General features: G+C 30.7%; 27 protein-coding genes. 13 read left to right on the forward strand and 14 right to left on the reverse strand.

What is annotated here, in order from left to right; translation table 11 throughout:
• Window positions 1-49: 49 nt before the first annotated feature.
• The 4 genes from GKZ86_RS07060 to GKZ86_RS07075 all read right to left on the reverse strand — a co-directional run bounded on the left by GKZ86_RS07060 (window position 50) and on the right by GKZ86_RS07075 (window position 2,911).
• On the reverse strand, window positions 50-712 hold the full coding sequence (locus tag GKZ86_RS07060; RefSeq protein WP_154782394.1) for an HAD family phosphatase: 663 nt from the start codon (window positions 710-712) through the stop codon (window positions 50-52).
• 179 nt (window positions 713-891) lie between these two features.
• A complete protein-coding gene (locus GKZ86_RS07065; RefSeq protein WP_154782395.1) occupies window positions 892-1,614 on the reverse strand; it encodes a ThiF family adenylyltransferase in 723 nt (240 codons plus the stop codon).
• A 47-nt stretch (window positions 1,615-1,661) separates the two neighbouring features.
• Entirely contained in the window at window positions 1,662-2,312 is a 651-nt protein-coding gene (locus GKZ86_RS07070) for a TatD family hydrolase (protein WP_154782396.1), read from the reverse strand.
• Window positions 2,312-2,911: a DUF1684 domain-containing protein gene (locus GKZ86_RS07075; protein ID WP_154782397.1), complete on the reverse strand. Its 600-nt coding sequence runs from the start codon at window positions 2,909-2,911 to the stop codon at window positions 2,312-2,314. The genes GKZ86_RS07070 and GKZ86_RS07075 overlap by 1 nt, the downstream gene beginning before the upstream one ends.
• A gap of 98 nt (window positions 2,912-3,009) precedes the next feature.
• Here GKZ86_RS07075 and GKZ86_RS07080 point away from each other — a divergent pair, with 98 nt between their 5' ends.
• From GKZ86_RS07080 to GKZ86_RS07125, 10 genes are all read left to right on the forward strand, one after another.
• Window positions 3,010-4,227, forward strand: coding sequence for an MFS transporter (locus tag GKZ86_RS07080; RefSeq protein WP_154782398.1), 1,218 nt, complete (start codon window positions 3,010-3,012; stop codon window positions 4,225-4,227).
• A 165-nt stretch (window positions 4,228-4,392) separates the two neighbouring features.
• Window positions 4,393-4,761 (forward strand): BlaI/MecI/CopY family transcriptional regulator, encoded by a 369-nt coding sequence (locus GKZ86_RS07085; protein ID WP_154782399.1) that lies wholly within the window; start codon window positions 4,393-4,395, stop codon window positions 4,759-4,761.
• 21 nt (window positions 4,762-4,782) lie between these two features.
• The gene (locus tag GKZ86_RS07090) at window positions 4,783-6,564 is read left to right on the forward strand and encodes a M56 family metallopeptidase (RefSeq protein WP_154782400.1); all 1,782 of its coding nucleotides are present in this window, start codon (window positions 4,783-4,785) and stop codon (window positions 6,562-6,564) included.
• Window positions 6,565-6,575: 11 nt separating this feature from the next.
• A complete protein-coding gene (locus GKZ86_RS07095) occupies window positions 6,576-6,716 on the forward strand; it encodes a hypothetical protein (RefSeq protein ID WP_154782401.1) in 141 nt (46 codons plus the stop codon).
• 192 nt (window positions 6,717-6,908) lie between these two features.
• Window positions 6,909-8,351, forward strand: coding sequence for a serine hydrolase (locus GKZ86_RS07100; protein ID WP_154782402.1), 1,443 nt, complete (start codon window positions 6,909-6,911; stop codon window positions 8,349-8,351).
• Between the two features lie 60 nt (window positions 8,352-8,411).
• Window positions 8,412-9,845, forward strand: a complete 1,434-nt coding sequence (locus GKZ86_RS07105) for a serine hydrolase domain-containing protein (protein ID WP_154782403.1) — start codon at window positions 8,412-8,414, stop codon at window positions 9,843-9,845.
• A 77-nt stretch (window positions 9,846-9,922) separates the two neighbouring features.
• Window positions 9,923-10,063 carry a hypothetical protein gene (locus tag GKZ86_RS07110; RefSeq protein WP_059115245.1) on the forward strand — a complete coding sequence of 47 codons (141 nt, stop codon included), beginning with the start codon at window positions 9,923-9,925 and terminating at the stop codon, window positions 10,061-10,063.
• 30 nt (window positions 10,064-10,093) lie between these two features.
• The gene (locus GKZ86_RS07115; protein WP_154782404.1) at window positions 10,094-10,588 is read left to right on the forward strand and encodes a hypothetical protein; all 495 of its coding nucleotides are present in this window, start codon (window positions 10,094-10,096) and stop codon (window positions 10,586-10,588) included.
• 65 nt (window positions 10,589-10,653) lie between these two features.
• A complete protein-coding gene (locus GKZ86_RS07120) occupies window positions 10,654-11,499 on the forward strand; it encodes a DMT family transporter (RefSeq protein WP_154782405.1) in 846 nt (281 codons plus the stop codon).
• A 7-nt stretch (window positions 11,500-11,506) separates the two neighbouring features.
• The gene (locus GKZ86_RS07125; protein WP_154782406.1) at window positions 11,507-11,875 is read left to right on the forward strand and encodes a hypothetical protein; all 369 of its coding nucleotides are present in this window, start codon (window positions 11,507-11,509) and stop codon (window positions 11,873-11,875) included.
• 58 nt (window positions 11,876-11,933) lie between these two features.
• Here the strand turns inward: GKZ86_RS07125 and GKZ86_RS07130 are convergent, their stop codons facing one another.
• The gene (locus GKZ86_RS07130; RefSeq protein ID WP_154782407.1) at window positions 11,934-12,488 is read right to left on the reverse strand and encodes a fasciclin domain-containing protein; all 555 of its coding nucleotides are present in this window, start codon (window positions 12,486-12,488) and stop codon (window positions 11,934-11,936) included.
• Window positions 12,489-12,698: 210 nt separating this feature from the next.
• On the opposite strand from GKZ86_RS07130, the gene GKZ86_RS07135 reads away from it, so the two are divergent.
• From GKZ86_RS07135 to GKZ86_RS07145, 3 genes are read left to right on the forward strand one after another with little or no spacing between them, the layout of a single operon-like run.
• Window positions 12,699-13,223 carry a biopolymer transporter ExbD gene (locus GKZ86_RS07135; RefSeq protein ID WP_154782408.1) on the forward strand — a complete coding sequence of 175 codons (525 nt, stop codon included), beginning with the start codon at window positions 12,699-12,701 and terminating at the stop codon, window positions 13,221-13,223.
• 12 nt (window positions 13,224-13,235) lie between these two features.
• Complete coding sequence (locus GKZ86_RS07140; protein ID WP_154782409.1) at window positions 13,236-13,769, forward strand: biopolymer transporter ExbD; 534 nt, start codon at window positions 13,236-13,238, stop codon at window positions 13,767-13,769.
• Window positions 13,770-13,796: 27 nt separating this feature from the next.
• A complete protein-coding gene (locus GKZ86_RS07145; RefSeq protein WP_154782410.1) occupies window positions 13,797-14,318 on the forward strand; it encodes a biopolymer transporter ExbD in 522 nt (173 codons plus the stop codon).
• A 160-nt stretch (window positions 14,319-14,478) separates the two neighbouring features.
• On the opposite strand, the gene rpsA is transcribed toward GKZ86_RS07145, so the two are convergent.
• The 9 genes from rpsA to porQ form a co-directional block, all read right to left on the reverse strand.
• The gene (gene rpsA, locus GKZ86_RS07150; protein WP_059115236.1) at window positions 14,479-16,257 is read right to left on the reverse strand and encodes a 30S ribosomal protein S1; all 1,779 of its coding nucleotides are present in this window, start codon (window positions 16,255-16,257) and stop codon (window positions 14,479-14,481) included.
• Window positions 16,258-16,639: 382 nt separating this feature from the next.
• On the reverse strand, window positions 16,640-17,005 hold the full coding sequence (locus GKZ86_RS07155) for a DUF805 domain-containing protein (protein WP_154782411.1): 366 nt from the start codon (window positions 17,003-17,005) through the stop codon (window positions 16,640-16,642).
• 11 nt (window positions 17,006-17,016) lie between these two features.
• Entirely contained in the window at window positions 17,017-17,373 is a 357-nt protein-coding gene (locus tag GKZ86_RS07160; protein ID WP_154782412.1) for a hypothetical protein, read from the reverse strand.
• A gap of 25 nt (window positions 17,374-17,398) precedes the next feature.
• Window positions 17,399-17,872 (reverse strand): hypothetical protein, encoded by a 474-nt coding sequence (locus GKZ86_RS07165; RefSeq protein WP_154782413.1) that lies wholly within the window; start codon window positions 17,870-17,872, stop codon window positions 17,399-17,401.
• A gap of 345 nt (window positions 17,873-18,217) precedes the next feature.
• A complete protein-coding gene (locus tag GKZ86_RS07170) occupies window positions 18,218-19,594 on the reverse strand; it encodes a nucleoside permease (protein ID WP_154782414.1) in 1,377 nt (458 codons plus the stop codon).
• 68 nt (window positions 19,595-19,662) lie between these two features.
• Window positions 19,663-20,355 carry a (d)CMP kinase gene (cmk, locus tag GKZ86_RS07175; protein ID WP_154782415.1) on the reverse strand — a complete coding sequence of 231 codons (693 nt, stop codon included), beginning with the start codon at window positions 20,353-20,355 and terminating at the stop codon, window positions 19,663-19,665.
• Between the two features lie 45 nt (window positions 20,356-20,400).
• Window positions 20,401-21,003: a murein L,D-transpeptidase catalytic domain-containing protein gene (locus tag GKZ86_RS07180; RefSeq protein ID WP_154782416.1), complete on the reverse strand. Its 603-nt coding sequence runs from the start codon at window positions 21,001-21,003 to the stop codon at window positions 20,401-20,403.
• 107 nt (window positions 21,004-21,110) lie between these two features.
• Window positions 21,111-21,710, reverse strand: a complete 600-nt coding sequence (locus tag GKZ86_RS07185) for a murein L,D-transpeptidase catalytic domain-containing protein (protein ID WP_154782417.1) — start codon at window positions 21,708-21,710, stop codon at window positions 21,111-21,113.
• Between the two features lie 12 nt (window positions 21,711-21,722).
• The gene (porQ, locus tag GKZ86_RS07190; RefSeq protein ID WP_154782418.1) at window positions 21,723-22,742 is read right to left on the reverse strand and encodes a type IX secretion system protein PorQ; all 1,020 of its coding nucleotides are present in this window, start codon (window positions 22,740-22,742) and stop codon (window positions 21,723-21,725) included.
• Window positions 22,743-22,879 lie beyond the last annotated feature (137 nt).

A 22,879-nucleotide genomic window follows, 5' to 3' on the forward strand; every position in this document is an offset into this window, starting at 1 on the left:
TTCAAATTTACAAATTCAATTAGCGAACGAATGTTAAATTTTATATAATTCAAGCTCCTAACTGTGATATTTTTTGTGCATTTAGTTCACTAAACTCGTTTATTATTAAGTCGGCTTCAGATAGATCCTGCAATTTAGAATGATGACTATTATAGCCAACACAAAAAATTCCTGCTGCTTTTGCAGCCCTCACTCCATTTGTACTGTCTTCGATCACAATACAATTTTCTTTTGGAGCAATTGATAATGAAGCTGCATGCAGGAAAATAGCCGGATTTGGTTTTGATTGCGGAAAATCTTCACCACTTACAACATACGTAAAATATTGATGTAAATTGAATCTTGTAAAAACACGCTCAATCGTTACTTTTGATGCAGAAGAAGCCAAAATCAGCTGAATTCCATTAGCATACAAATCTTTAATCAAATCTTCAACTCCTTCTAATAAATACAAGTCTTCCTTAGTATCAAAAGCATCATTAAAAATGTTTCTTTTTCTTTGAATCAAATCTTCAACTTCATGCTCAATTGTTGGAAAAAAACCTTTTAAAGTCTGAAAAGTATTTCGCGTAGAAAATCCCGTAAACGAAGTATACATTTCTTCGGTTACTTCAATATTTAATTCTGAAAATTGTTTGTAATACGCATAACGGTGAACGGGTTCTGTATCGACAATTACGCCGTCCATATCAAAAATTACTGTTTTTATCATTTTTTTTAAGGTGCTAAGGTTCTAAGTCACAAAGGTGCAAAGGTTTTCTGTAGAGGCGCACAGCAGTGCGTCTTTTTCTTTTATAATGCTTTTAAATTTCTTCTAAAGTGCCAGGATTATGAAATACTAAGTTGCTAAGTTTTTTAGCTAAAATCTTAGCAACTTAGAACCTTAGTATCTTAGTCTCTTTTTTTAGCAAGCAAATATCTAATTACAGTTTCTGCGGCATGAAGTCCAAATAAACCTGGCATATAACTGTTGGTTCCGTAAAAAGATTTTTTAAAATTTTTTCCGTCTGTTAGTTTCAAACTCTTTTCGTCTTGAATTTCAGATGAAAAAACTACTTTCAATTTATTGATTTTTACTTCTTTTAAACGCTTACGTATAGTTTTAGAGAAATAACAATTAATTGTTTTAGAAATATCACTCACTTTTACTTTCGAAGCCAGCATTTTTCCGCCAGCACCCATACTGCTTATAATTTTAACTCTTTTGCGTTTTGCGGCAATAATTAAATTTAGTTTTGGAGTAATACTATCAATACAATCCAGAACATAATCAAATTCAGGCGAAACAATCTCAAAAGCGCGTTCCGGAGATAAAAATTCCTCCACACGAGTCAATTTCAATTCCGGATTAATATCCATCAAACGATCTCCAACAATCTTAATTTTTGGCTGTCCAACTGTCGAATGCAAAGCAGGTAATTGTCTGTTAATATTCGTAATATCAACAACATCACCATCAACAATTGTCATGTTTCCTACTCCTGCCCTTGCTAAAAATTCAGCTGCAAAAGATCCTACTCCGCCTAAGCCTACTACTAAAACATTTGCATTACGCAAGTTTTCTAATCCTTCTTTTGTAAATAAAAGCTCGGCTCTTTCTGTCCACTCTGCCATATATATTCTTTTGTTTGTTTTTATTTTTTTTGTTTCAAGTTTCAAGTTCACTCTTCACTAAACACATCTCTAAAATTACTTGAAATAATATCTTGTAATTTCTTAATTGTTAATTCTTTATATTCTGAAGCTAAATCATAAACCTGTTTAATATTTTCTTCAATTGTGTCGGTTTCCAGAAAAAAACGATCATTTGGAATGTTCTGAAAAACAGTTTTCAAATCCGGATTTCTAAGTAAATATTTCCCAAACGAAATATAAAATCCTTCTTTAATAAGTTGTTCTGCAATTTGATTGTTTTTAGAAAAACCGTGCATAATCATCGGAACTGAAATTTTCAATTTCTTTTTAATTGCTATAACTTCCTGAAAAGCTGCAACACAATGTATTACTACAGGTTTTTTATATTTTTCGGCTAAAACTAATTGCTTTTCGAAAACTGAAATTTGTAATTCTAACGGAATTTCGATTCGCTTATCTAAACCACATTCACCAATTGCCAGACAATTTTGGGTTTGCAATTTCTCTTCAATAATTTTCAAATCAGCATCAATTCTGTTTTCTACAATATACCAGGGATGAATTCCAATTGAATAAGACGGAATTGAAGCATCAAATTCATGCGGATATTGATTCACCAACTCTAAAATATCAGGTTGGTTTGTAAAATGATGTGTATGAAAATTAAAAAATTCCATTAATGAAATGTTTTCACTCCGGCTTTAATCTCAACATTCAAATCATTTTCCAAAGGAACAAGCGGACATGAATATTTGTGATTATAAGCACAATAAGGATTGTAAGCCTGATTAAAATCTACTGCAATAGTACTTCCTTTCGGAATTTTTAGATCAATATATCTTCCACCTATATAACTTTCTTTTCCTGAAGTTAAATCTGAAAAAGGTAAAAACAAATGATCTTTATATTCTTTCGTTTTAGAAAGTTCAATATTTCTGTAAACATTCAATTGCAATGCAACATTGTTTAAAGTAAAATATAAAGTTCCGTATTTTATATATTTTGGAGTTCTTGTTCCGGTAGTTTTCATTTCAAAAACTTTTTCATTCTTTGCTTTTACGAACTTTGCATTCACAAAATATTTTCCATCAATCGGGTAAAAATCCAAGGCTTTAAAAGCCTTTAAATCTTCTTCCATCAACGGACTCGTCTTAGCATCAGCATATTCTGAATTTATTGTTTTCTGAAATTTTTCTGTATCAGTTTTATTAAATTTACTTTGGCTAAAGCAAAAATTAAAAACCAGCAACACTAAAAAAGCAATACTATTTTTCATCTTTGAAATTTTGAGCAAAAATAGTTTAAAAGTAACAAAGCACCAACCGCTATACCCGACAAAGTTTCCTAACTTTGTGGCAAATAACTTCATTTATAATGCTCAAAACTGCTTTTAACCAATACATCAATAATTTTAGGGGATTTTCAAGAGAAATTTGGATACTTACGCTTGTTACTTTTATCAATCGTGCAGGAACAATGGTGCTTCCTTTTTTATCAAAATATTTAAAAGAAGATCTACAATTTACTTATAATCAAGTGGGTTGGATCATGGTTTCTTTTGGATTAGGTTCTATGTTAGGTTCATGGTTGGGTGGAAAATTATCTGATAAAATCGGATTTTATAAAATCATGATTTTTAGTTTGTTTACGAGTGGTGTTTCACTTTTTTTCATACAATATATTACTACTTTCTGGGCATTATGTTTTGCAATGTTTGTGTTAATGGTTATTGCAGATATGTTTAGACCTGCAATGTTTGTTTCATTGGGCGCTTATGCAAAACCAGAAAATAGAACTCGTGCCTTAACTTTAGTTCGTTTAGCGGTAAATTTAGGTTTTGCTGCCGGTCCTGCTTTGGGAGGTTTAATTATTATGGGAATTGGATATCAAGGGCTTTTTTGGGTTGATGGTGCTTCCTGTATTATTTCAATTTCAATTTTTGCTTTATTAGTTAAAGAAAAGAAGAAAGCAGTTCATGGTGATAAAATGGAAATTCCGGCAGAAATAAAATCAGTTTTTCATGACCGCATTTTTTGGGTTTTCTTATTTGTGAGTTTTATAACCGCGATGATTTTTTTCCAGTTGTTTACCACTTTACCATTATATCATAACGAGAAATTTGGTTTAAGCGAATTCCAAACCGGGTTATTAATGACTTTAAACGGACTTTTAATTTTTGCTCTAGAAATGCCAACTGTTGGTTTTATGGAAAGAAAAGCATTTCCTAAAATTCGAATTATTATTCTTGGGTCATTTATAATGGCGTTGAGTTTCTTTCTATTATTGATTAATGTCTGGGCCGGAATATTAGTAATTAGCATGATTTGTATTTCTATTGGAGAAATTTTGACCTTTCCTTTTTCAAATGCTTTTGCTCTAAGTCGTGCGCCACGTGGTCAGGAAGGTCGTTATATGGCACTTTATACAATGAGTTTTAGTTTGGCACATATAATAAGTTCAAAAGTTGGTTTCGAAATTATATCTCGTTTAGGATATCAAATCAATTGGTTTTTTATGGCTTGTGCTGGAGTTATTGCAACGCTTTGTTGCTTTTGGATTAAAAAAGCATTGCTGGACGAAAAAATATCTTAAAAATTTTATTGCACATAAATCATTAATATTCAATTTATTACATTTAAATTTGAATGGTTTTTTTATACTCTAAACTCAAATTGAACTTGTTTTTTAGTTAAATAACTATATTTATAGTTGTGTAACTAAAAAAATAGTTGTAGTTTTGAATTAAAATTAGAAAACATGCAAAAGTTAACCAACAAAGAAGAGGAAATCATGCACATTTTATGGAGGCTTAAAAAAGCATTTGTAAAAGAAGTTCAGGCTGAGATAACTGAAGATCAACCGCATTACAATACCCTATCGACTATTGTTCGTAATCTTGAGGAAAAGGGTTTTGTGGGACATAATGCTTTTGGGAATACGCATCAATATTTTCCAATTATTACTTTAGAAGCCTACAGCAAAAAGTATATGAAAACGGCCATAGACAACTATTTTAATAGTTCGTATAAAAATATGGTTTCATTTTTTGCTAAAGAAGAAAAAATTTCGGCAGATGAATTACGCGAAATTCTGGCTATGATCGAAAATCCAAAAGAAGAAAAATAGAAGCAAAATAATTATTTATTTATGGAAGCACTTTTCATTTTTATCGCAAAATCAAGTGGACTTTTAGTCTTGTTTTACTTTGCTTATTATTTTTTATTACGCAAAGAAACATTTTTCAATAGTAATAGATGGTTCCTGTTAATTGGTTTGGTGACTTCTGTAGCATTGCCTTTTTTGGTTTACACCAAGATTGTTTGGGTCGATCCTACTCCACTGCCAACTCTGAATTATTCTCATGCTTATATTCCACAAACAATTCAAGAAGAATCTTTTGAAGTTAATTGGAATTTAGTTTCACTTGCTATTTATGCGATAGGATTTTCTGCTTTTATGATCAAATTTGCTTTAGATTTTTATAGTTTAAATTCAGTTTTAAAAGGTAAAAAAGTACAGCAACAAGCTGATTTTAAATTTGTCGATATCAACGAAAATATTGCTCCATTTTCTTATTTTGATTATATCGTGTACAACTCATCAATGTATACTGAGGCAGAATTAGAAAATATTTTGGAACATGAAAAAGTGCATAGCGATCAAAATCATACTATTGATGTGCTAATTTCGAGAGTTTTTTGTGTATTGTTTTGGTTCAACCCAATTATTTGGCTGTACAAAAAAGCCATTCTTCAAAACCTTGAATTTATTGCCGATAGCGAAGCTGCCAAAAAAATATCTGACAAAAAAGCGTATCAATACACGCTTTTAAAAATAACAACACATGAAAGCTGTGTTGCAATCACCAATCATTTTTATCAATCATTAATCAAAAAACGAATTGTCATGTTAAACAAAAATCAATCAAAAAAATGGAATTACTGGAAGTATTATGCCGTAATTCCGGCACTGGTAGCCTTTGTACTATTATTTCAAATTAAAGTAATTGCACAAGAGAAAAAAGAAATCGAAGAAAAAATCGAAAAAGAAGTTCAGGTAGAGAAAAAGCAAGATATTGATGTTTATAAAATCAGAAAAACAACAACAGATCAGGAATTAAAAACAATTGCCGAAAAGCTAAAACAAAATCATAATCTTAATTGTGAAATATCTGATGTAAAAAGAAATGCTGCTAATGAATTGACTGCTATTAAGGTTGATATCGAAAAAGGGACAGGAAAAGCACAAACTATTCAAATTGAAGGAAATAATGCCATTAAAAGTTGCGGTATTGTTATTACAACCCATAATGACGGTGTTAAAAAAATCAACGTTATTACAGATGGAGGAATTGATAAACCAATGGTTATTGAAAATCGTATTGTTGAAGTTAGAGAAATTCACAACGACAATAATAATAACAACAACAATAATAATGTAGATGCGATTGATCCTCCATCTCCGCCTTCTCCACCTTCTCCTCCGACAATGCCAACTTTTCCTGATGGACCAATGCCTCCAGCCCCGAATATAGACATGTCTAAAATGCCAAAAGCTCCTAAAGCGCCTAAAAATGTAAATGATAAGGTAGCTATGAAACAGTTTGAAAAAGAACTGGAGGAATTTGAGAAAAAAATGGAATCTTTTGAACCGGATTTATCTACTTACGAAAAACAAGTAGAAGAAGTCATGTCTAAACGTGAAGCTATTTTTGAAAAGGATATGGAGAAGTACGATCTAGCCATGGAAAAATACGATGCTGATATGGAGAAATTCAATGACTACATGGAACAAAAATACGGCGTAGATAGTGATTTGTACAAGAAAAGTATGAAACAGTATGAGAAAGGCATGAAAGAGTATGAAAAGAATATGAAGGAACATGAAAAAGCGATGAAGAAACTTCAGAAAGAAAATAAACGATCTTAATTTTTTTTAGAATGAAAGAGACATTTTTTATTGCAGCATTATTGTTCGTTTTAAATTTATGTTTTGGCCAAAAATTAGAAGATAAAGAAACGAAACACAAAATAGAGCGTTATATAAAAGAAGTGAAAGAAGTAAATAAAAAATGCTTTTAGGATCTTTCTTTTGTAAGAACAAAACCAGTGAATAACTCACTGGTTTTTTATTGCCTTATTTTAAATAAAATTCAGATATTTTTTACTAAAAAGTGAAACAAACATCTAATTTGAAAGTCTTTAAAATTAAAAGACAATATAAGTTTGAATACGATTTCAAAAAATAAATAACAATTCCTAATATTTTTAGATATGAAAAAATCAATTATAATAATATTAATGGGAATAAGTTTTTCTTGTTTCTCACAACAAAAGATGGCGACATTTTCTGAAAAAGAAATTTTAGCATTGATGGATAAAAATGCCGCTGTTTTATTAGAAAATTCCAAATCCAATTCAGTTTCTATTGGTATCGTAAAAGATGGTAAAACCTATACCAAACATTATGGTGAAATAGACAAAGGAAAAAGCAATCAGGCCAATAACAATACTGTTTTTGAAGTTGCTTCGATCACGAAATTATTTACCGGGTTATTAATGGCTCAAGCTGTTTTAGAACATAAAATAAATTTAGATGATGATATTAGAAAATTCATAACGGGTTCTTATCCAAATTTAGAATATCAGGGAAAACCTATTCGGATTAAGGATTTAGTTTCTTTTAAATCAGGTTTCAGCAAAGATTTACCGGATACGAGCGAGTTGAGAAAAACTCAAAATGACAGCAGTTATATTGGTTTTAAAAAGCTTGATGAATCTTATACCAGAGAAAAATTCTTTGAAGATTTAAAAGCAATGAAATTAGATACTTTACCAGGAACAAAGTTTAAATATAGCAACGGCAGCGTTCAACTTGCGGCTCATATTTTAGAAAATGTGTATCATAAAAGTTATGAAACGTTGCTTAAAGAAAATATTCTTTCTAAGCTGAACATGAAATCTACAGCATTAAATGTGAGCAAAAATACTGTTATTGCAAATGGATATAACGGAACGAAATTAATGCCAACCATATCTGATAATCTTTGGGGAGCCGCCGGTTATTTAAAATCAACTTTAGGTGATTTGACTAAATTCCTTGCTTTTGAATTAGATACTAAAAATAAACTTGTTCTGGAATCTCAGAGAAATATCAACAACAGCGACAGCGATTTTAACGGTTATTTTTGGGACGGAATACAAGTTGATGAAAATGGCAGAAATTGCTGGAAACATGGTGGTGCTTTTGGTACGCAAAATATGTTTCTGGTTTATCCGGAACGCGATTTAGGAATTTCTATAATCGTTAATATAAGTAATGAAAAAACAGCAAATGCATTAGGAAATGCTATTATAAGTTTATCCGGCGCTTTATTATCTAAAGACGATTCTAAAAAGGAAATCTACGGATATAAAATTGTAAATGATAATGTTGTTTTTACTTATCAGCATGATAAATCATTGAACGCAGATTTAGTAAAAAGTGTTTCAATTGCCGGATCATTTGATAATTGGAATCCAAGAGATAAAAATTATCAGATGGTTAGAAAAGATAAAAATACATTTGAACTTTCTGTTCCGAAAAGTCAATTTGAAAAAAATAAAATCTACATGTTTAAATTCGTAATTAATAAAACAGGCTGGATGGAAGCTCCCAAAAATGCTTCAAACAGTGAAATTGGTGGAGATCAAAATTTGATTTTGAAAATCGATTAAACAATTAAAAGCTTAAAGAAATATTCCTCACTAAAAAAACAACCTTTTACAACCTTAAAAATGAGAGAAACTTTTATTATCACATTCTTGTTGCTGACTATTACGATATGTTCCGGTCAAACAAAAGAAAGTAAAGAAACTGAACAAAAAATAGATACTTATATTCAAGACGTTATAGCAATAAATGAAATACCCGGCGCGGCTTTAGCGGTTATTAAAGATGGCAAAATTATCTATGAAAAATATTACGGAAAGGCTTCTTTGGAAGAAAATAAAGCAGTAGATAAAAATACGATCTTTAAAATTTTCTCAACATCAAAACTAATTACAAATGTTGGTGTTTTTCAGCTTATAGAAAACGGAAAATTAGCTTTAGAAGATCCAATTTCTAAATATTTAGAAAATTTACCAAAGGAATGGCAGGCAATAAAAGTCGAAAATTTATTAACGCATTCTTCTGGTTTACCAGATATTATAAAGTTTAATGACATACCAATTACATTATCTTATAAAGAGAGAATCGATTTATTAGCAACAAAACCTATGGATTTTGTTACCGGAAATGAATATCGCTATAATCAGACTAACTATTTGTTTTTAGCAAAAATTATAGAAAAAATATCCGGTTTAACGTTTGATCAATACATATTGCAAGACCAATTTTCAGATGTAAAATCGGGTCTGTATCTTTCTTCTAACTTTGCAGAAATCTTTTCTAATACTGCTGTTAGATACAATTTTAACAGAGAAACAAATTCATATCAAAAAAGTTTTTTTGATAGTGGGATTGATTCTCATTCGTCAAACGGAATAAATATTTCGCTTCACGAATTTATTCGATGGAATCAAAATCTGGATAATAATACTTATTTAAAAAGCGAAACAAAGAATGCCATGTGGAAGCCTTTTGAATTTAAAACTAAATATGATTTTGGATATGGCTGGGGAATTTATCCTGTAAATAATATTCTGAGTTATGGATTTAGCGGTGGAAATGAAACTGCTTTCAGAAAATTTACCAAAAACAATTTAACTGTTATCTTTTTATCAAATGGACATAAATATTCTGGTGTACAAGATCAGGTTGTAAATCACGTGGCCGGAATTGTAGATAAAACCTTGTTTGACGAATATGCAATTACGGATGAAAAAATAACTTTTGATTTTTTAAAATTGGATATCAAAAAAGCAGAAGAAAATTATGTTGCTATTAAAAAGAAACATCCGAATTGGAATTTTGAAGATCGATTAAATACTACTGGTTATGCTCTAATGAGTTCTAAAAGGGTAAATGATGCTATCAAAGTTTTTGAATTAAATACCAAAGAAAATCCACAATCAGGAAACGCTTTTGATAGTCTGGCCGAAAGTTATTTTTATAATAATCAGTTTGAAATTTCAAGATTGAATTACAAAAAATCACTAGAATTAGCGCCTGACAACAATAATGCTAAAGAGATGCTGAAAAAAATTGACATGAAATTAAGTAAATAATCTTAAATTTATGACTCAAAAAGACTTTGCCAAAACGCAAAGTCTTTTTTTATATCTTTGATAAAAATTAACCAACCATGTATAAAATTTTAGCCAAATTAAATAAAGTTCTTTTACCTAGTTTTACCAAACAAGGTTTAGATATCGCAAAAGCAAAAAAATGGCAAATGGCTATTATTGGCTATCGCGCATACGTTACAAAACGTGCTTTGGAATAATTAAAGAATAAAATTAATTCTTATCCTAATATGAGGAAATTAATATGTTTTATTGTTTTAGTCTCATTTGGATTTTCTGGCCATTCACAAAAATCCGGTATTGAAATTTATTTTTTGCAAAAATATCAAAACACAGAACCAAAATGCTGTTATTGTTTTGATGAAAAAAAATTAGTTTTTTCCGATAAGCCAATACTTGAGGAAAATGATATAGATTATTTTGACTGGAAAAAGCAGAAAATTACATTATCCAAAACTGGAAAAAACAAAATTTCAAAATTAAAAATTGCACTTTCAGGCATTCCGGTAGTTATGGTTTTAAATAATAAGTTAATTTATGGATTTTGGTTTTGGAATAATTTTTCATCTTTTGGATGCGATCGAGTTTATACATATCCTAAAAAAGATTTTAAAATAAAATTTGGATTACCTTCTAACAATATTTTTGGTGTTGATCCAAGGTTTAACCCAGAACTAAAAAAATATATTCTAAAGAAATTTCCTCAGCACTATTCCGTTGATTAAATCTCCTTAGATGCCGAAAAGCATAATAGCTCAAAATCTATAACTTTACCGCTCTAAAAATTTCGATGAAAAATAAAGAATTTAACCTCCCACCTGTTCCGGCAGTACTTTTAGCTATTATTAGTGTACAATGTGGTGCTGCAATTGCTAAAACATTATTTCCTGCAATTGGAGCGGCAGGAACAGCGTCAATCCGAATTGGAGTTTCGGCTTTAATTTTATTAATTGCATATAGACCTAATTTAAAAGAAATTACACGTGAACAATGGAAAATTGTAGTTCCGTATGGTTTGTCATTAGGCGCAATGAATTTGGTTTTCTATTTTGCTATCGAAAGAATTCCAATTGGGTTAGCCGTTACTTTAGAATTCATCGGACCATTATTGGTTGCCATTATAGGTTCAAGACGCTTAATCGATTATTGTTGGGTCTTGCTTGCCGCAGCAGGAATCGTTTTGATTGCTCCGTGGTCAAATGGAAGAATAGATCCTTTAGGTGTATTGTTTGCTCTCATTGCCGGTGCGCTTTGGGCTGCGTATATTGTTTTGGGTGGAAAAATTTCTAAAATAATGAACAGCGGTCAGGCCGTTTCTACAGGAATGCTTTTTGCCGCTATTTTAATTCTGCCTTTCGGTTTTTACGAAAACGGACTTGCAAATCTTACTCCAAAACTTTTGGGAATGGGTGTTGCTTTGGCTCTTTTGTCAAGTGCGATTCCATTTACATTAGAAATGAAAGCTTTAGGACAACTTCCTCCTCGTACATTTAGTATTTTAATGAGTCTCGAACCAGCTGCAGCTTCTATTTGTGCTTTTATATTCTTGCAGGAAAATCTAAGCTTTTATGAGATTTTAGCTGTTGTTTGTGTGGTTGTTGCTTCGGCAGGAAGTACTTTGACGGCAAAAAAATAAATTAAATATGAAGAAAGGTTTTTTTGAGTTGTTTAAAATTATTGGCGGAATATATCTAATTTCTTCTTTAACCTGGATACCTTTTTTATATATTTCTGATGGTATATTTATTGTTGACACATTAAAAGTATCATTTTTTATAATATTCAATCTAATCATTGTTTTATTTGGCAGTGCAATTTTTTATTCTTTTACAAAAAACAAATTTTTAATTGAAGAACAGATTACATATGTGCTAATAGCGCTGATGTTAATGTATGACATATTTTACTTAAAAAGTACAATGGATCATACTGATGATAATGGAGCACTGGTTTTTGCACTTTCATTTAATTTATTATCTGTATTCTACATTGTGAAAAATGAGAATTCATAAAAAAGTCCTGTAAATAAATCTACAGGACTTTTTTCTTTGATCGTGGAATTATGCTCAATTACATTTTTGGCAATAATACTGTATCAACAACATGAATTACACCATTTGATTGGTTTACATCTGCAATCGTTACTTTAGCTTTGCTTCCGCTTTCGTCGCTTATGTATAAATCTTTTCCATCCATCCAGGCAGTTAAAGTTCCACCACTAACAGTTTTAAAAGTTGCTTTTCCTTTACCTGCTTTTATTGCTTTAGCAATATCAGATGCATTTAGTTTTCCGGCAACAACGTGGTATGTTAAAACAGTTTGTAATGTTTTGATGTTTTCTGGTTTCAATAATGTTTCAACTGTTCCTGCTGGTAATTTATCGAACGCAGCATTTGTTGGGGCAAAAACGGTGAATGGTCCTTTACTTTGTAATGTTTCTACTAATCCTGCAGCTTTTACAGCAGCAACAAGTGTAGTATGATCTTTTGAATTAACGGCATTTTCGACAATATTTTTATTTGGGTACATTGCTGCTCCACCAACCATTACAGTTTTTTGCGCAAATGATGTAAATCCAAATCCTAATGTTAAGATTGCAACGGCTAAAAATTTTCTAGTTTTCATAATTAATATTTTAAGTTATAAGCTCATTTACGCTGGAATATTGGTTTTGGTTTTATGAAATAATTAAAAAAGCATAAACTTTATTAAAACATTTTCAAAAAACACTGTATAACAAGGCTTTAATGCTTAAAATTATTTTTAAATATTTTTGAAATTCGCATCTTCATTGTATCTGTTTTTTCGATAACTTTAGTAACAAATTAATTCATTATGGAAAATTTACCTAAAAAAGTTAGAAGTAAAAAGTTAAGTACTAGAGTTGATTTAACGGCAATGGTGAGCGTTTCTTTTTTGTTGATTATATTTTTTATGGTGACAATTGAATTGTCTAAACCAAAGGGAATTGATTTAGGATTGCCTGATAAAGATCCAGGCTGTGGTCCGATAGGTTGTGTTGATGGAAATCGACTTTATACAATTTTGCTTGATGATAATGATAAAATAGTAACTTATTCAGGTTTATTATCTTATCCTACTGAAAATCCTAAACAAGTTCGATTTGGAAAACAGGGTATTAGAACAGAAGTTTTCTTAAAAAAGAAACAAATTGTCGAATATATGACAGCAATGGGAAAACCTAAAAGTGGTGTCATAGTAATTATAAAACCAAGCAAAAAAAGCAATTTTAAAAATTTAGTTGAAATCTTAGACGAGATGAATATTGCTAATATTGATACATTCGCTATTGTAGATGAATTTACTGATGAAGAAACAAAATTATTAGCATCAAATTAAAAATATATTTTTATGGAAAATTTACCTAAAAAAGTCAGAAGTAAAAAGTTAAGTCCAAGAGTTGATTTGACGGCAATGGTTAGCGTTTCTTTTTTATTGATTATATTTTTTATGGTGACAATTGAATTGTCAAAACCTAAAGTTATGGATTTGAGTTTGCCATATTATGATGAAGATGAATTTGGAGGATCACATGGAGGTTGTGGAGGAGAAAATAGATCCGTTACAATATTATTAGGTGAAAATAATAAACTAGTATCGTATACAGGACTTTTACAGGTACCTATTGTTGCCCCTAAAGAAACTATATATGGTAAAAATGGGATTAGGAAGGAACTTTACGCCCGAAATAAAACAGTATTAGAATATTCTGCTGCACTTGGCAGACCCGGCAGAGGAATTACTGTAATTATAAAGCCTAGTAAAAAATGCAATTATAAAAATTTAGTCGATATTCTAGACGAAATGGCAATTGCAAAAATTGATACTTATGCCATTGTAAATGATTTTACTCCCGAAGAATCGAAATTATTAGCTTCAAAATAATTCTTAAATTAACTAAAACGAAAATCTATGCAAAATCTACCTAAAAAAGTTAGAAGTAAAAAATTAAGCACAAAAGTAGATTTAACGGCTATGGTCAGTGTTTCGTTTTTGTTAATCATCTTTTTTATGGTTGTTGGTGAATTGTCAAAACCAAAAGTCATGGATCTAAGTATTAGAAACGATTGTTGTGACTGTCCTGTTCCGCATTACGGAGAAAATAGATCAATAACTATAATGCTAGGTGAAAACAATAAATTGATCTATTACATGGGAATTTTAGGTTCTCCTATAATTTCTCCTAAAGAAATTAAATACGGCAAAGAAGGAATTCGCCAAGAATTACTAAAAAGAAATAAAAGCATGCTTGAATATTCAGCTGCTTTAGGAAAACCTGGACGAGGAATTACGGTAATTATAAAACCAACCAAAAAATGTAACTTTAAAAATTTGGTTGATATTTTGGATGAAGTGAAAATTGCTAATATACATTCTTATGCAATAGTTCCTGAGTTTAGTCCTGAAGAAACCAAATTACTGGCTTCAAAATAAAACATGGTTTTAACCATTGAAACGCAAAGGAATCACAACACGTTTCCCACGGTTGAAACCGGGGGCTATGTTGAAAAGCAGGTCAAAAAATAAAGAAAACTTGAAACCAAAAAAAAGTCCCACATTGCTGTGGGACTTTCTATTTAAAGAAACTTAAGAATTATTTTTTCTCAGTTTTTTCCATTTTAGCTTTTAATGCAGCTAATACATCATTGTTATCTCCTAAAGTTGCAGCTGGTGCATTTGTAGTAGAGTTAGATGAAGTATTTTCAGTTGCAGCTTTCACATTTTTCTCTTCTTCTTCACGGAAGATAGCAGTGTGAGAAGCAACTACTCTTTTGAATTCTTTGTTGAATTCGATTACTTTGAAATCAGCAGAATCACCTTTTTTCAATTTCTTTCCGTCTTCTTTTTCAAGGTGACGAGTAGGAATGAAAGCAACGATATCATCTCCGAATTCTACAGTAGCTCCTTTGTCAACGATTTCAGAAATTTCACCATTATGGATAGTTCCTACAGCGAAAGAATCTTCGTATTGATCCCAAGGATTAGCAGTAGTTTGTTTATGACCTAAAGATAATTTACGTCCTTCAACATCTAATTCTAATACAACTACATCAAGTTTTTCACCAACATTTACAAATTCAGATGGGTGTTTAATTTTCTTAGTCCAAGAAAGGTCAGAAATGTAAATTAATCCATCAATTCCTTCTTCTAATTCTACGAAAATACCAAAGTTTGTAAAGTTTCTAACGATACCTGTATGTTTAGAACCTACTGGGTATTTAGAAGTAATGTCAGTCCATGGATCTTGAGTTAATTGTTTGATACCTAATGACATTTTACGGTCATCTCTATCTAAAGTTAAGATAACAGCTTCAACAACATCTCCAACTTTTACGAAATCCTGAGCAGAACGTAAATGAGTTGACCATGACATTTCAGAAACGTGGATTAAACCTTCAACACCTTCAGCAACTTCAATAAATGCACCGTAATCAGCGATTACAACTACTTTACCTTTTACTTTATCACCAATAGTTAAATTAGCATCTAAAGCATCCCATGGGTGAGCGTTTAATTGTTTCAATCCTAATTGAATTCTTGTTTTTTCATCATCGAAATCAAGGATTACAACGTTTAATTTTTGGTCTAATTCAAGAACTTCACTTGGGTGGTTGATTCTACTCCAAGAAAGGTCAGTAATGTGAATTAATCCATCAACACCACCTAAGTCAATGAACACACCATAAGAAGTAATGTTTTTAACAACACCTTCTAATACTTGTCCTTTTTGTAATTGACCGATGATTTCTTTTTTCTGTACTTCGATATCAGCTTCGATAAGCGCTTTATGAGATACAACAACGTTTTTGAATTCGTGGTTAATTTTTACCACTTTGAATTCCATCATTTTGTTTACATATACATCGTAGTCTCTAATTGGCTTAACATCAATTTGAGAACCAGGTAAGAAAGCTTCAATTCCGAAAACGTCAACGATCATACCACCTTTAGTTCTGCATTTTACAAAACCATTAACGATTTCACCTGTTTCGTTTGCAGAAATAACTCTATCCCAAGATTTAATAGTACGTGCTTTTCTGTGAGATAATACTAATTGACCAGTTTTGTCCTCACGGATGTCGATTAATACTTCTACTTTGTCACCAACTTTTAAGTTCGGGTTGTAACGGAATTCGTTTAAAGAAATAACACCTTCCGATTTTGCGTTGATATCAACGATAACGTCTCTATCTGTAATTCTAACAACTACTCCTTCAACTACTTCTTCTTGATCTGTAGCGATAAAAGTTTTAGATACTAGTTCTTCGAATTCTTGTAAGTTTTTCTCATCTACTGCATCAATTCCTTCTTGGAAGTTATGCCAGTTAAAATTTGCTAAAAACTCTTCTTGTGATTTTAATTGTTCAGACATGCTGATAAAAAATTTGTATTCTGTTTTTCTTGAGTTTCTTAATGCGATAGAAAAAACAGAAGTTGTTTTACATAAATAGTTGATACCTAATGGAAACTCTTCTCTGCCAAAAGGTTTGCAAAATTACTACATTTATTTGTAATAGCAAAATAATTCTAAATGATTCTCAGCCAATTGTTCAGGAGCAGAACATTTTAGGTTTTCAACACCTGAAGTCCCGCTTTCGCTATTATCTTTTATGGTGAACCCCACCATAAAAGGATAAACACTCTATCGGGGCTAGATTAGAAAATTTGGAGTTTTATAAGAACCTTTTATATAGAACTCCACAAGGTTTTAAAAATCTGTCGGGTTTATCATATCTTCATACTTTGAGCTGAATTTAATTTCCAATTTCCTTTATCTCAATTGATAAATCAACTTTTTCTTTTGCAACAGATAAATAAATTCTAAATAACAGATTTAATATTGGAACAAAATTTATAAAAATAAAAACCGGATTTAAATTTATATCCCTCAAACGTCTTGTAATTGCAACTTGCATTGGTATAAACTTCAATAATAACAAAATACAGAGATAGAATAAATTAAGAATATTTCTATTATCTAAATTGACGTTAGCATATAATACAATAATGCCTATTTCTAATATACTATCAATTAAAAAATAAACCTTAAATTCATTTCTTCCAATCTTTCCGGAAAAACTAAACCAAAAAATCCATAACTTTTTTAAATCTTCTATCATCCAACTATAGTTTATTTTAGTTTTTGCCTAATCCAAAAATAACCACCTAAAACAGAAACCGGAGCAAAAATAAAAATTGCCAACAATTGCGTCCAGGAACTACCATTTGACTTAAAAAATGAAAATGCAGCAAAACCAGCCATTATAATCAATAAAATATAATTGACTTTAAGATTTTTTGTTCTCGAAATAACTTGCGTTACAAGTCCGCTTATAAAAGAAAAGACAGTTCCATAAACAAATGTCAATATCATAAACAATTGAGAAGCATCTGAATGCGGATTAACTTCTGAAACTCTAAAAAGCAATACCGAACTAATTACAAAAATCGCATAACCGGCAATTACAGCTAAAATCTGTCTAATCATAACCAAAACCTTTTTAAGTTAGAAATCAATGAAATACAAAATAATATGACAATGCTAAAATAAATACACAAACTCCGAATCCTAAAACTTGAGTAATTCTACGTTTACGATAATCAATAATATAATTTTCCATATCGATATTGTGATTCACAAAAATAGCAGGATTAACAGTAATATCAGGTCTATAACGAGCAATTCCTAATAAAAAACTTCGAATCAATTCTGTTCGATTTGAATAGAACATGCAAAAAAAGTGTCTTCCCAAAAAAGCATCTGTATGAATGACTACATTTTTATTTATTAAAACCGGCCAGGCAAACTGATCAAAAACAGATTTCATGGGTGTGTTTGAGCTAACATCATATTTTGGAGATTCTAATAAATATGTAAAATCTTCTTTCTTCGCAAAACTGCTCCAAGGTAAATCTTTCACAACAAATCCATTAAATTTATTCAAATAACGAATCCCTTTTTCATCAACTATAGTAGTTGTAAACATCTTTTTTCTCGCATAAATTAATAATGTAACTATACCTGATAAAGCGATGAAAAATATAAAAAAAAGAGCAATGGTAGCAATTTCATCTAGTCCGGTTTCCTCAAAAGAACTTGACAACAAATAAATTATTCCTGTTATAAAAAATAACACAAAAAATACCCAAAAAAGCCCAAAGACAAAATTAAGAAATATCGTTGGAATTGAACTAACAGATTGAAAAGGTGGAAGTGACTTTATTTGTTGATTTTGCATATTCAAATATACATATTAACGTAAACAGAGTAATAAAAAAAAATCCCGTTTTCAATAAATTGAAAAACGGGATTTAGAATATTTTGTTAGTCTTTAATGACTTAGATTCTCTATTTCTTTTGGATCGTGTTTGTGTTTAAATAAAACAGCAAAAGCAATTGCAATTACCAAAGCGTAAGCAGCAAACGAAAGCCAGATCGTATGCCAGTCTTTCATTAGAATTGGATTTGAAAAAATTCCATCAGCAGAAATTGTATTGCCTTGACCTTTTACAAATTCTAGCATTTTAGAGTTATTTTCATCAGTCTGTAAAAATCCAGACAATTCAATTGTATTACTAAATGATTTTGTAAAGAAACGATCAATTGCCCAACCAGAAGTTAAACTTCCCAGAACTGCTCCTACTCCATTGGTCATCATCATAAATAATCCTTGAGCTGATGAACGAATTTTAGAATCCGTATTACTCTCTACGAATAATGAACCTGAGATATTAAAGAAATCAAATGCCATTCCGTAAACAATACAAGACATAATAATCATCCATAAACCTCCTACAGGATCTCCAAAAGCAAATAATCCGAAACGTAAAACCCAAGCCAGCATACTAATAAGCATAACTTGTTTGATTCCAAAACGTCGTAAGAAAAAAGGAATAGCCAGAATAAATAATGTTTCAGAAACCTGAGAGATCGACATAATAATAGTCGAATATTTAATTACGAAAGAATCCGCATATTTTGGAAAATGTTTAAATTCATCCAAAAAAACATCTCCATAAGCGTTTGTTAATTGCAATGCACCACCTAAAAACATAGAGAATACAAAAAACAAGGCCATTTTATAATTTCCAAATAATTTAAAAGCCTCTAAACCCAGAGTTTCAACCAATGAAGCATCTTCTTTAGTTAAACGTTGCGGTTCACATTTTGGCAATGTAAAAGCATAAATACCAAGAATTAAAGCACCAATTCCGGCAATATAAAACTGATATTCATTTGCTTTGCTTCCACTTAAATTAGTAATCCACATTGCTGCAATAAAACCTATTGTTCCCCAAACACGAATTGGCGGAAAATCTTTTACAATGTTTTTATTATTTAGCTTTAGCGAGGTATATGAAATCGAGTTACTTAATGCAATTGTTGGCATATAGCAACACATTGCGGCAAACATTACATATATAAAATTATCCGGTGTAGTAACATGTGCAATACCAAATAAAACTACTGCATAAATTATATGTAAAAAACCATACAATTTTTCAGCGTTTATCCATCTGTCTGCAATAATTCCGGTAAGAGTGGGCATGAATAAAGAAGCAATTCCCATGGTTCCGAAAACAAGACCAAACTGAGTTCCTTCCCAGTTTTTAGTTCCAAACCAATAATTTCCAATTGTTATAAGCCAGGCTCCCCAAACAAAAAATTGAAGAAAGCTCATTATAATCAACCTGTTTTTTATGCCCATATGATGAAATTTGTCTTTAGAATAAATGAAGCGGTAAAACTACCATTAAAAATGATATCTACAAAAAATTAAACTGTTTTAACAACGTCATTTATTAATTCTAAAACAGCTGAAAATTGTTCTTCTCTTGTTAAGTAAGAATTATCTATTTCAATTGCATCATTTGCTATTACTAAAGGAGAATCTTCACGGTGTGTATCTATATGATCTCTTTCTACAACATTTTTCAAAACGTCTTCATAAGAAACGTTATCGCCTTTTTGCTGTAATTCATCAAAACGTCTTTGCGCTCGGGTTTCGGCACTTGCTGTCATAAATATTTTAAGCTCTGCATCAGGAAAAACTACAGTTCCTATATCTCTTCCGTCCATAACAATAGCTTTGTTTTTACCCATTTCCTGTTGCTGTTCTACTAATTTAGAGCGCACTTCAGAAACTTCAGCTACTTTACTAACAAAATTAGAAACCTCGATCGTTCTAATTTGTTTTTCGACATTTTCTCCGTTCAAATACATTTCGCCAAATCCCAAATCAGCATTAAACTTAAACTCTAATTGAATTTTTGATAAAGCATCAATAAGACTTTTTTTATCAAAAAAATCAGCTCCTATTAATTTATTTTGCATTGCATATAAAGCCACAGCACGGTACATTGCACCAGTATCAACATAAACATATTCGAGTTCTTTTGCCAACTGTTTTGCTAATGTACTCTTTCCTGTTGACGAGAATCCGTCGATTGCAATGGTTATTTTTTTCAATTTTATATTTTTAAAGTTTAATTTTCTGTCGTTTAGGTTCTTTCCTTAATAATAAATACTCATTACAATATTTGATTTTGAGTTATCAATTATTTTGGCAATTCGGTCAAAATATTTTTCATTGACCATAGGGCAACCATAACTGTTGCAAATATAGTTATCCTGTTCTTTATATGGAACATCAAAATAATAATGAAATACAATATCACGGTTAAATGCATTACTATTCGTAGTATCTAATCCGTAGAGTTTATAAGCTTTGCCAAACTTTCCGTTATAGTGATTTCCTATTGAATATCTTCCTAACGATGTACTTAATGAATTTTGAACATTACTAAATTTCAATTTGCCTTTAATAGAAGTTTCAGAACCAGAACCGTGTGCAACTAATCCTCTGTCAATAATTTTATTATTTTTTAAATCGTAAACAAAAAAACGATTTTTCCCGGAAGGAATTTTCATGTCAATAAAAAAAGCAATTTTATTGTTATACTTCGAATTACTATTGATTATTTTTTTTACTTCAGCTAGTCGGGCAATTTCAATTTCCCTATCAACTTTTACTACTTCAGTTTTCTCTTCATTAAAAAAAATAAAACCAATAAAAAGAAAAAGCATCAAAAGAAAAACGATAAAGATCTTTTTCATATGATGCTTGTATAAAATTTATGGAAATTTAAAATTATCTGTAGCTATTGATAAAAAGCCTAATGAGTTCTAAAATTGAAGAACTAAGATTTTAACTATATAATTTACTAATAGTAAATATCTAAAATAATTTTCGACTTAGAACTATCAATTATCTTTTCTATTCTTTTAAAGAATTGTTCATTAACCATTGGACATCCGTGGCTGCGTGAAATATAATATTCTTGTTCATCAAGTGGAACTGCAGAATAGTGATGCAAAACTATTGCTCTTTTTAAAGCATTATTATTTGTTTCATCCAATCCTGTTAATCTGTACGCTTTACCAAAAATTCCTTTGTAACACTTTTCGATCGAATATCTGCCTAGTGCCGTACAGTTTGAATTTGGCTCGTTGCTAAATTTCAATTCTCCTCCAATTCCAGTGTCAGAGCCTGATCCGTGAGCTACAAGACCTTGATCTAAAATCTTATTGTTTATTAAGTCATAAACAAAAAAGCGATTTTTGCCGGATTTTATTCTCATGTCTACTAAAAAAGCGATTTTAGTATTGTAGTTAGAACCGGTTTCAATCTTCTCTTTTACCACATTTAACTGATAATTAAATCTTTCGATTTCAGCATCAGTCATATTTTCGTCTTTAAAATTTAATTTTGAGGTATTAAAAAAACCTACAGTAAAAAACAGAATCAAATAAAATAGTTTCATAAAATTACCTAATTATTGAAAGTTTAATATTAGTCCAAAAAGACTCGAATTGCCCGCTAAAGTATATCTTGAATATGAATAATTAAATTTTAATCGATTCATTCTTAAACCGAAACCCAATGAGAGCCCTGAGAAGTTACGTTGATCGTTAATTCTCAATTCTTCTGCTCTTCTAAAATTATAACCTAATCTCAAATTAACTGCTTTTTTTGGAAAAAGTTCAACACCAAAAACAACGTGTCTTAAAGCATTATTTACAAAAGAAACCTTTTCTTCACTTGTCGATCCGTCGATATTGGTTTCACCACGATTTGGATTCGAAAAAGCAACGTTCCATTGCTGTAAATTATCTAATGAAAGATGCCAACGTATTGGCACATGCTCTAATTCTTGTGACATTCCGGCAATGATTTCAAGGGGCAAATTTTCATGTATTCCTGAATACGTTGTAAATTGTGTCCCAAAATTTCTAATTACCAAGGCCAAATTTACATTATTTTCTGGAATTTCATACATAATTCCCACATCAATTGCTCCACCAATAGAATTATAACTTTCTAAAGTAGAAGTTATTAGCTTTCCACTAACCCCAATATGAACATCTGTAAAAGGAATATTATAAGCATATCCCAGTGATAACGCGGCTTCGCTTCCTGTAAAGTTTGAAGTTGCCTGTCCGTTTTCATCATAACCTTCAAATGAACCGTAATTTATATAACTAATTCCGGCATAAAAAGTTTGTACATGCCTATCGTAAGTATAAGCATAAGAAGCAGTTCCGTAGGAAGCTTCTCCATAATAACTTCCATAATTCATAGCCAGATGATTATCCATATCTTCGTTTAAAGTTGCTGGATTATACATGACCTGATTAACATCTTCATCATAAATCGTTATTGTCTTTCCCCCCAACGCTGCTTGCCTTGGTGACGTTGTTAAATTAAGAAACTGATAGGTGTAGCGCCCTCCAATTTGTCCGAAGGAAACCGAACAAACCATTAACATTAAAAATAAAACAAATTGTTTTAGCATGCTTTTTAGGCGTTCCTATATGGGAATAACGCAAATACTGATATAAAATTGTGTAACTGGAAAAAAATAAATTTGCTAACTTACTATAAATCAATATTTATAAAGATTTTGCAAATCTAATTCAAAACAAAAGTAAG

The organism is Flavobacterium sp. LC2016-13, from assembly GCF_009707955.1.
Lineage (GTDB): Bacteria > Bacteroidota > Bacteroidia > Flavobacteriales > Flavobacteriaceae > Flavobacterium.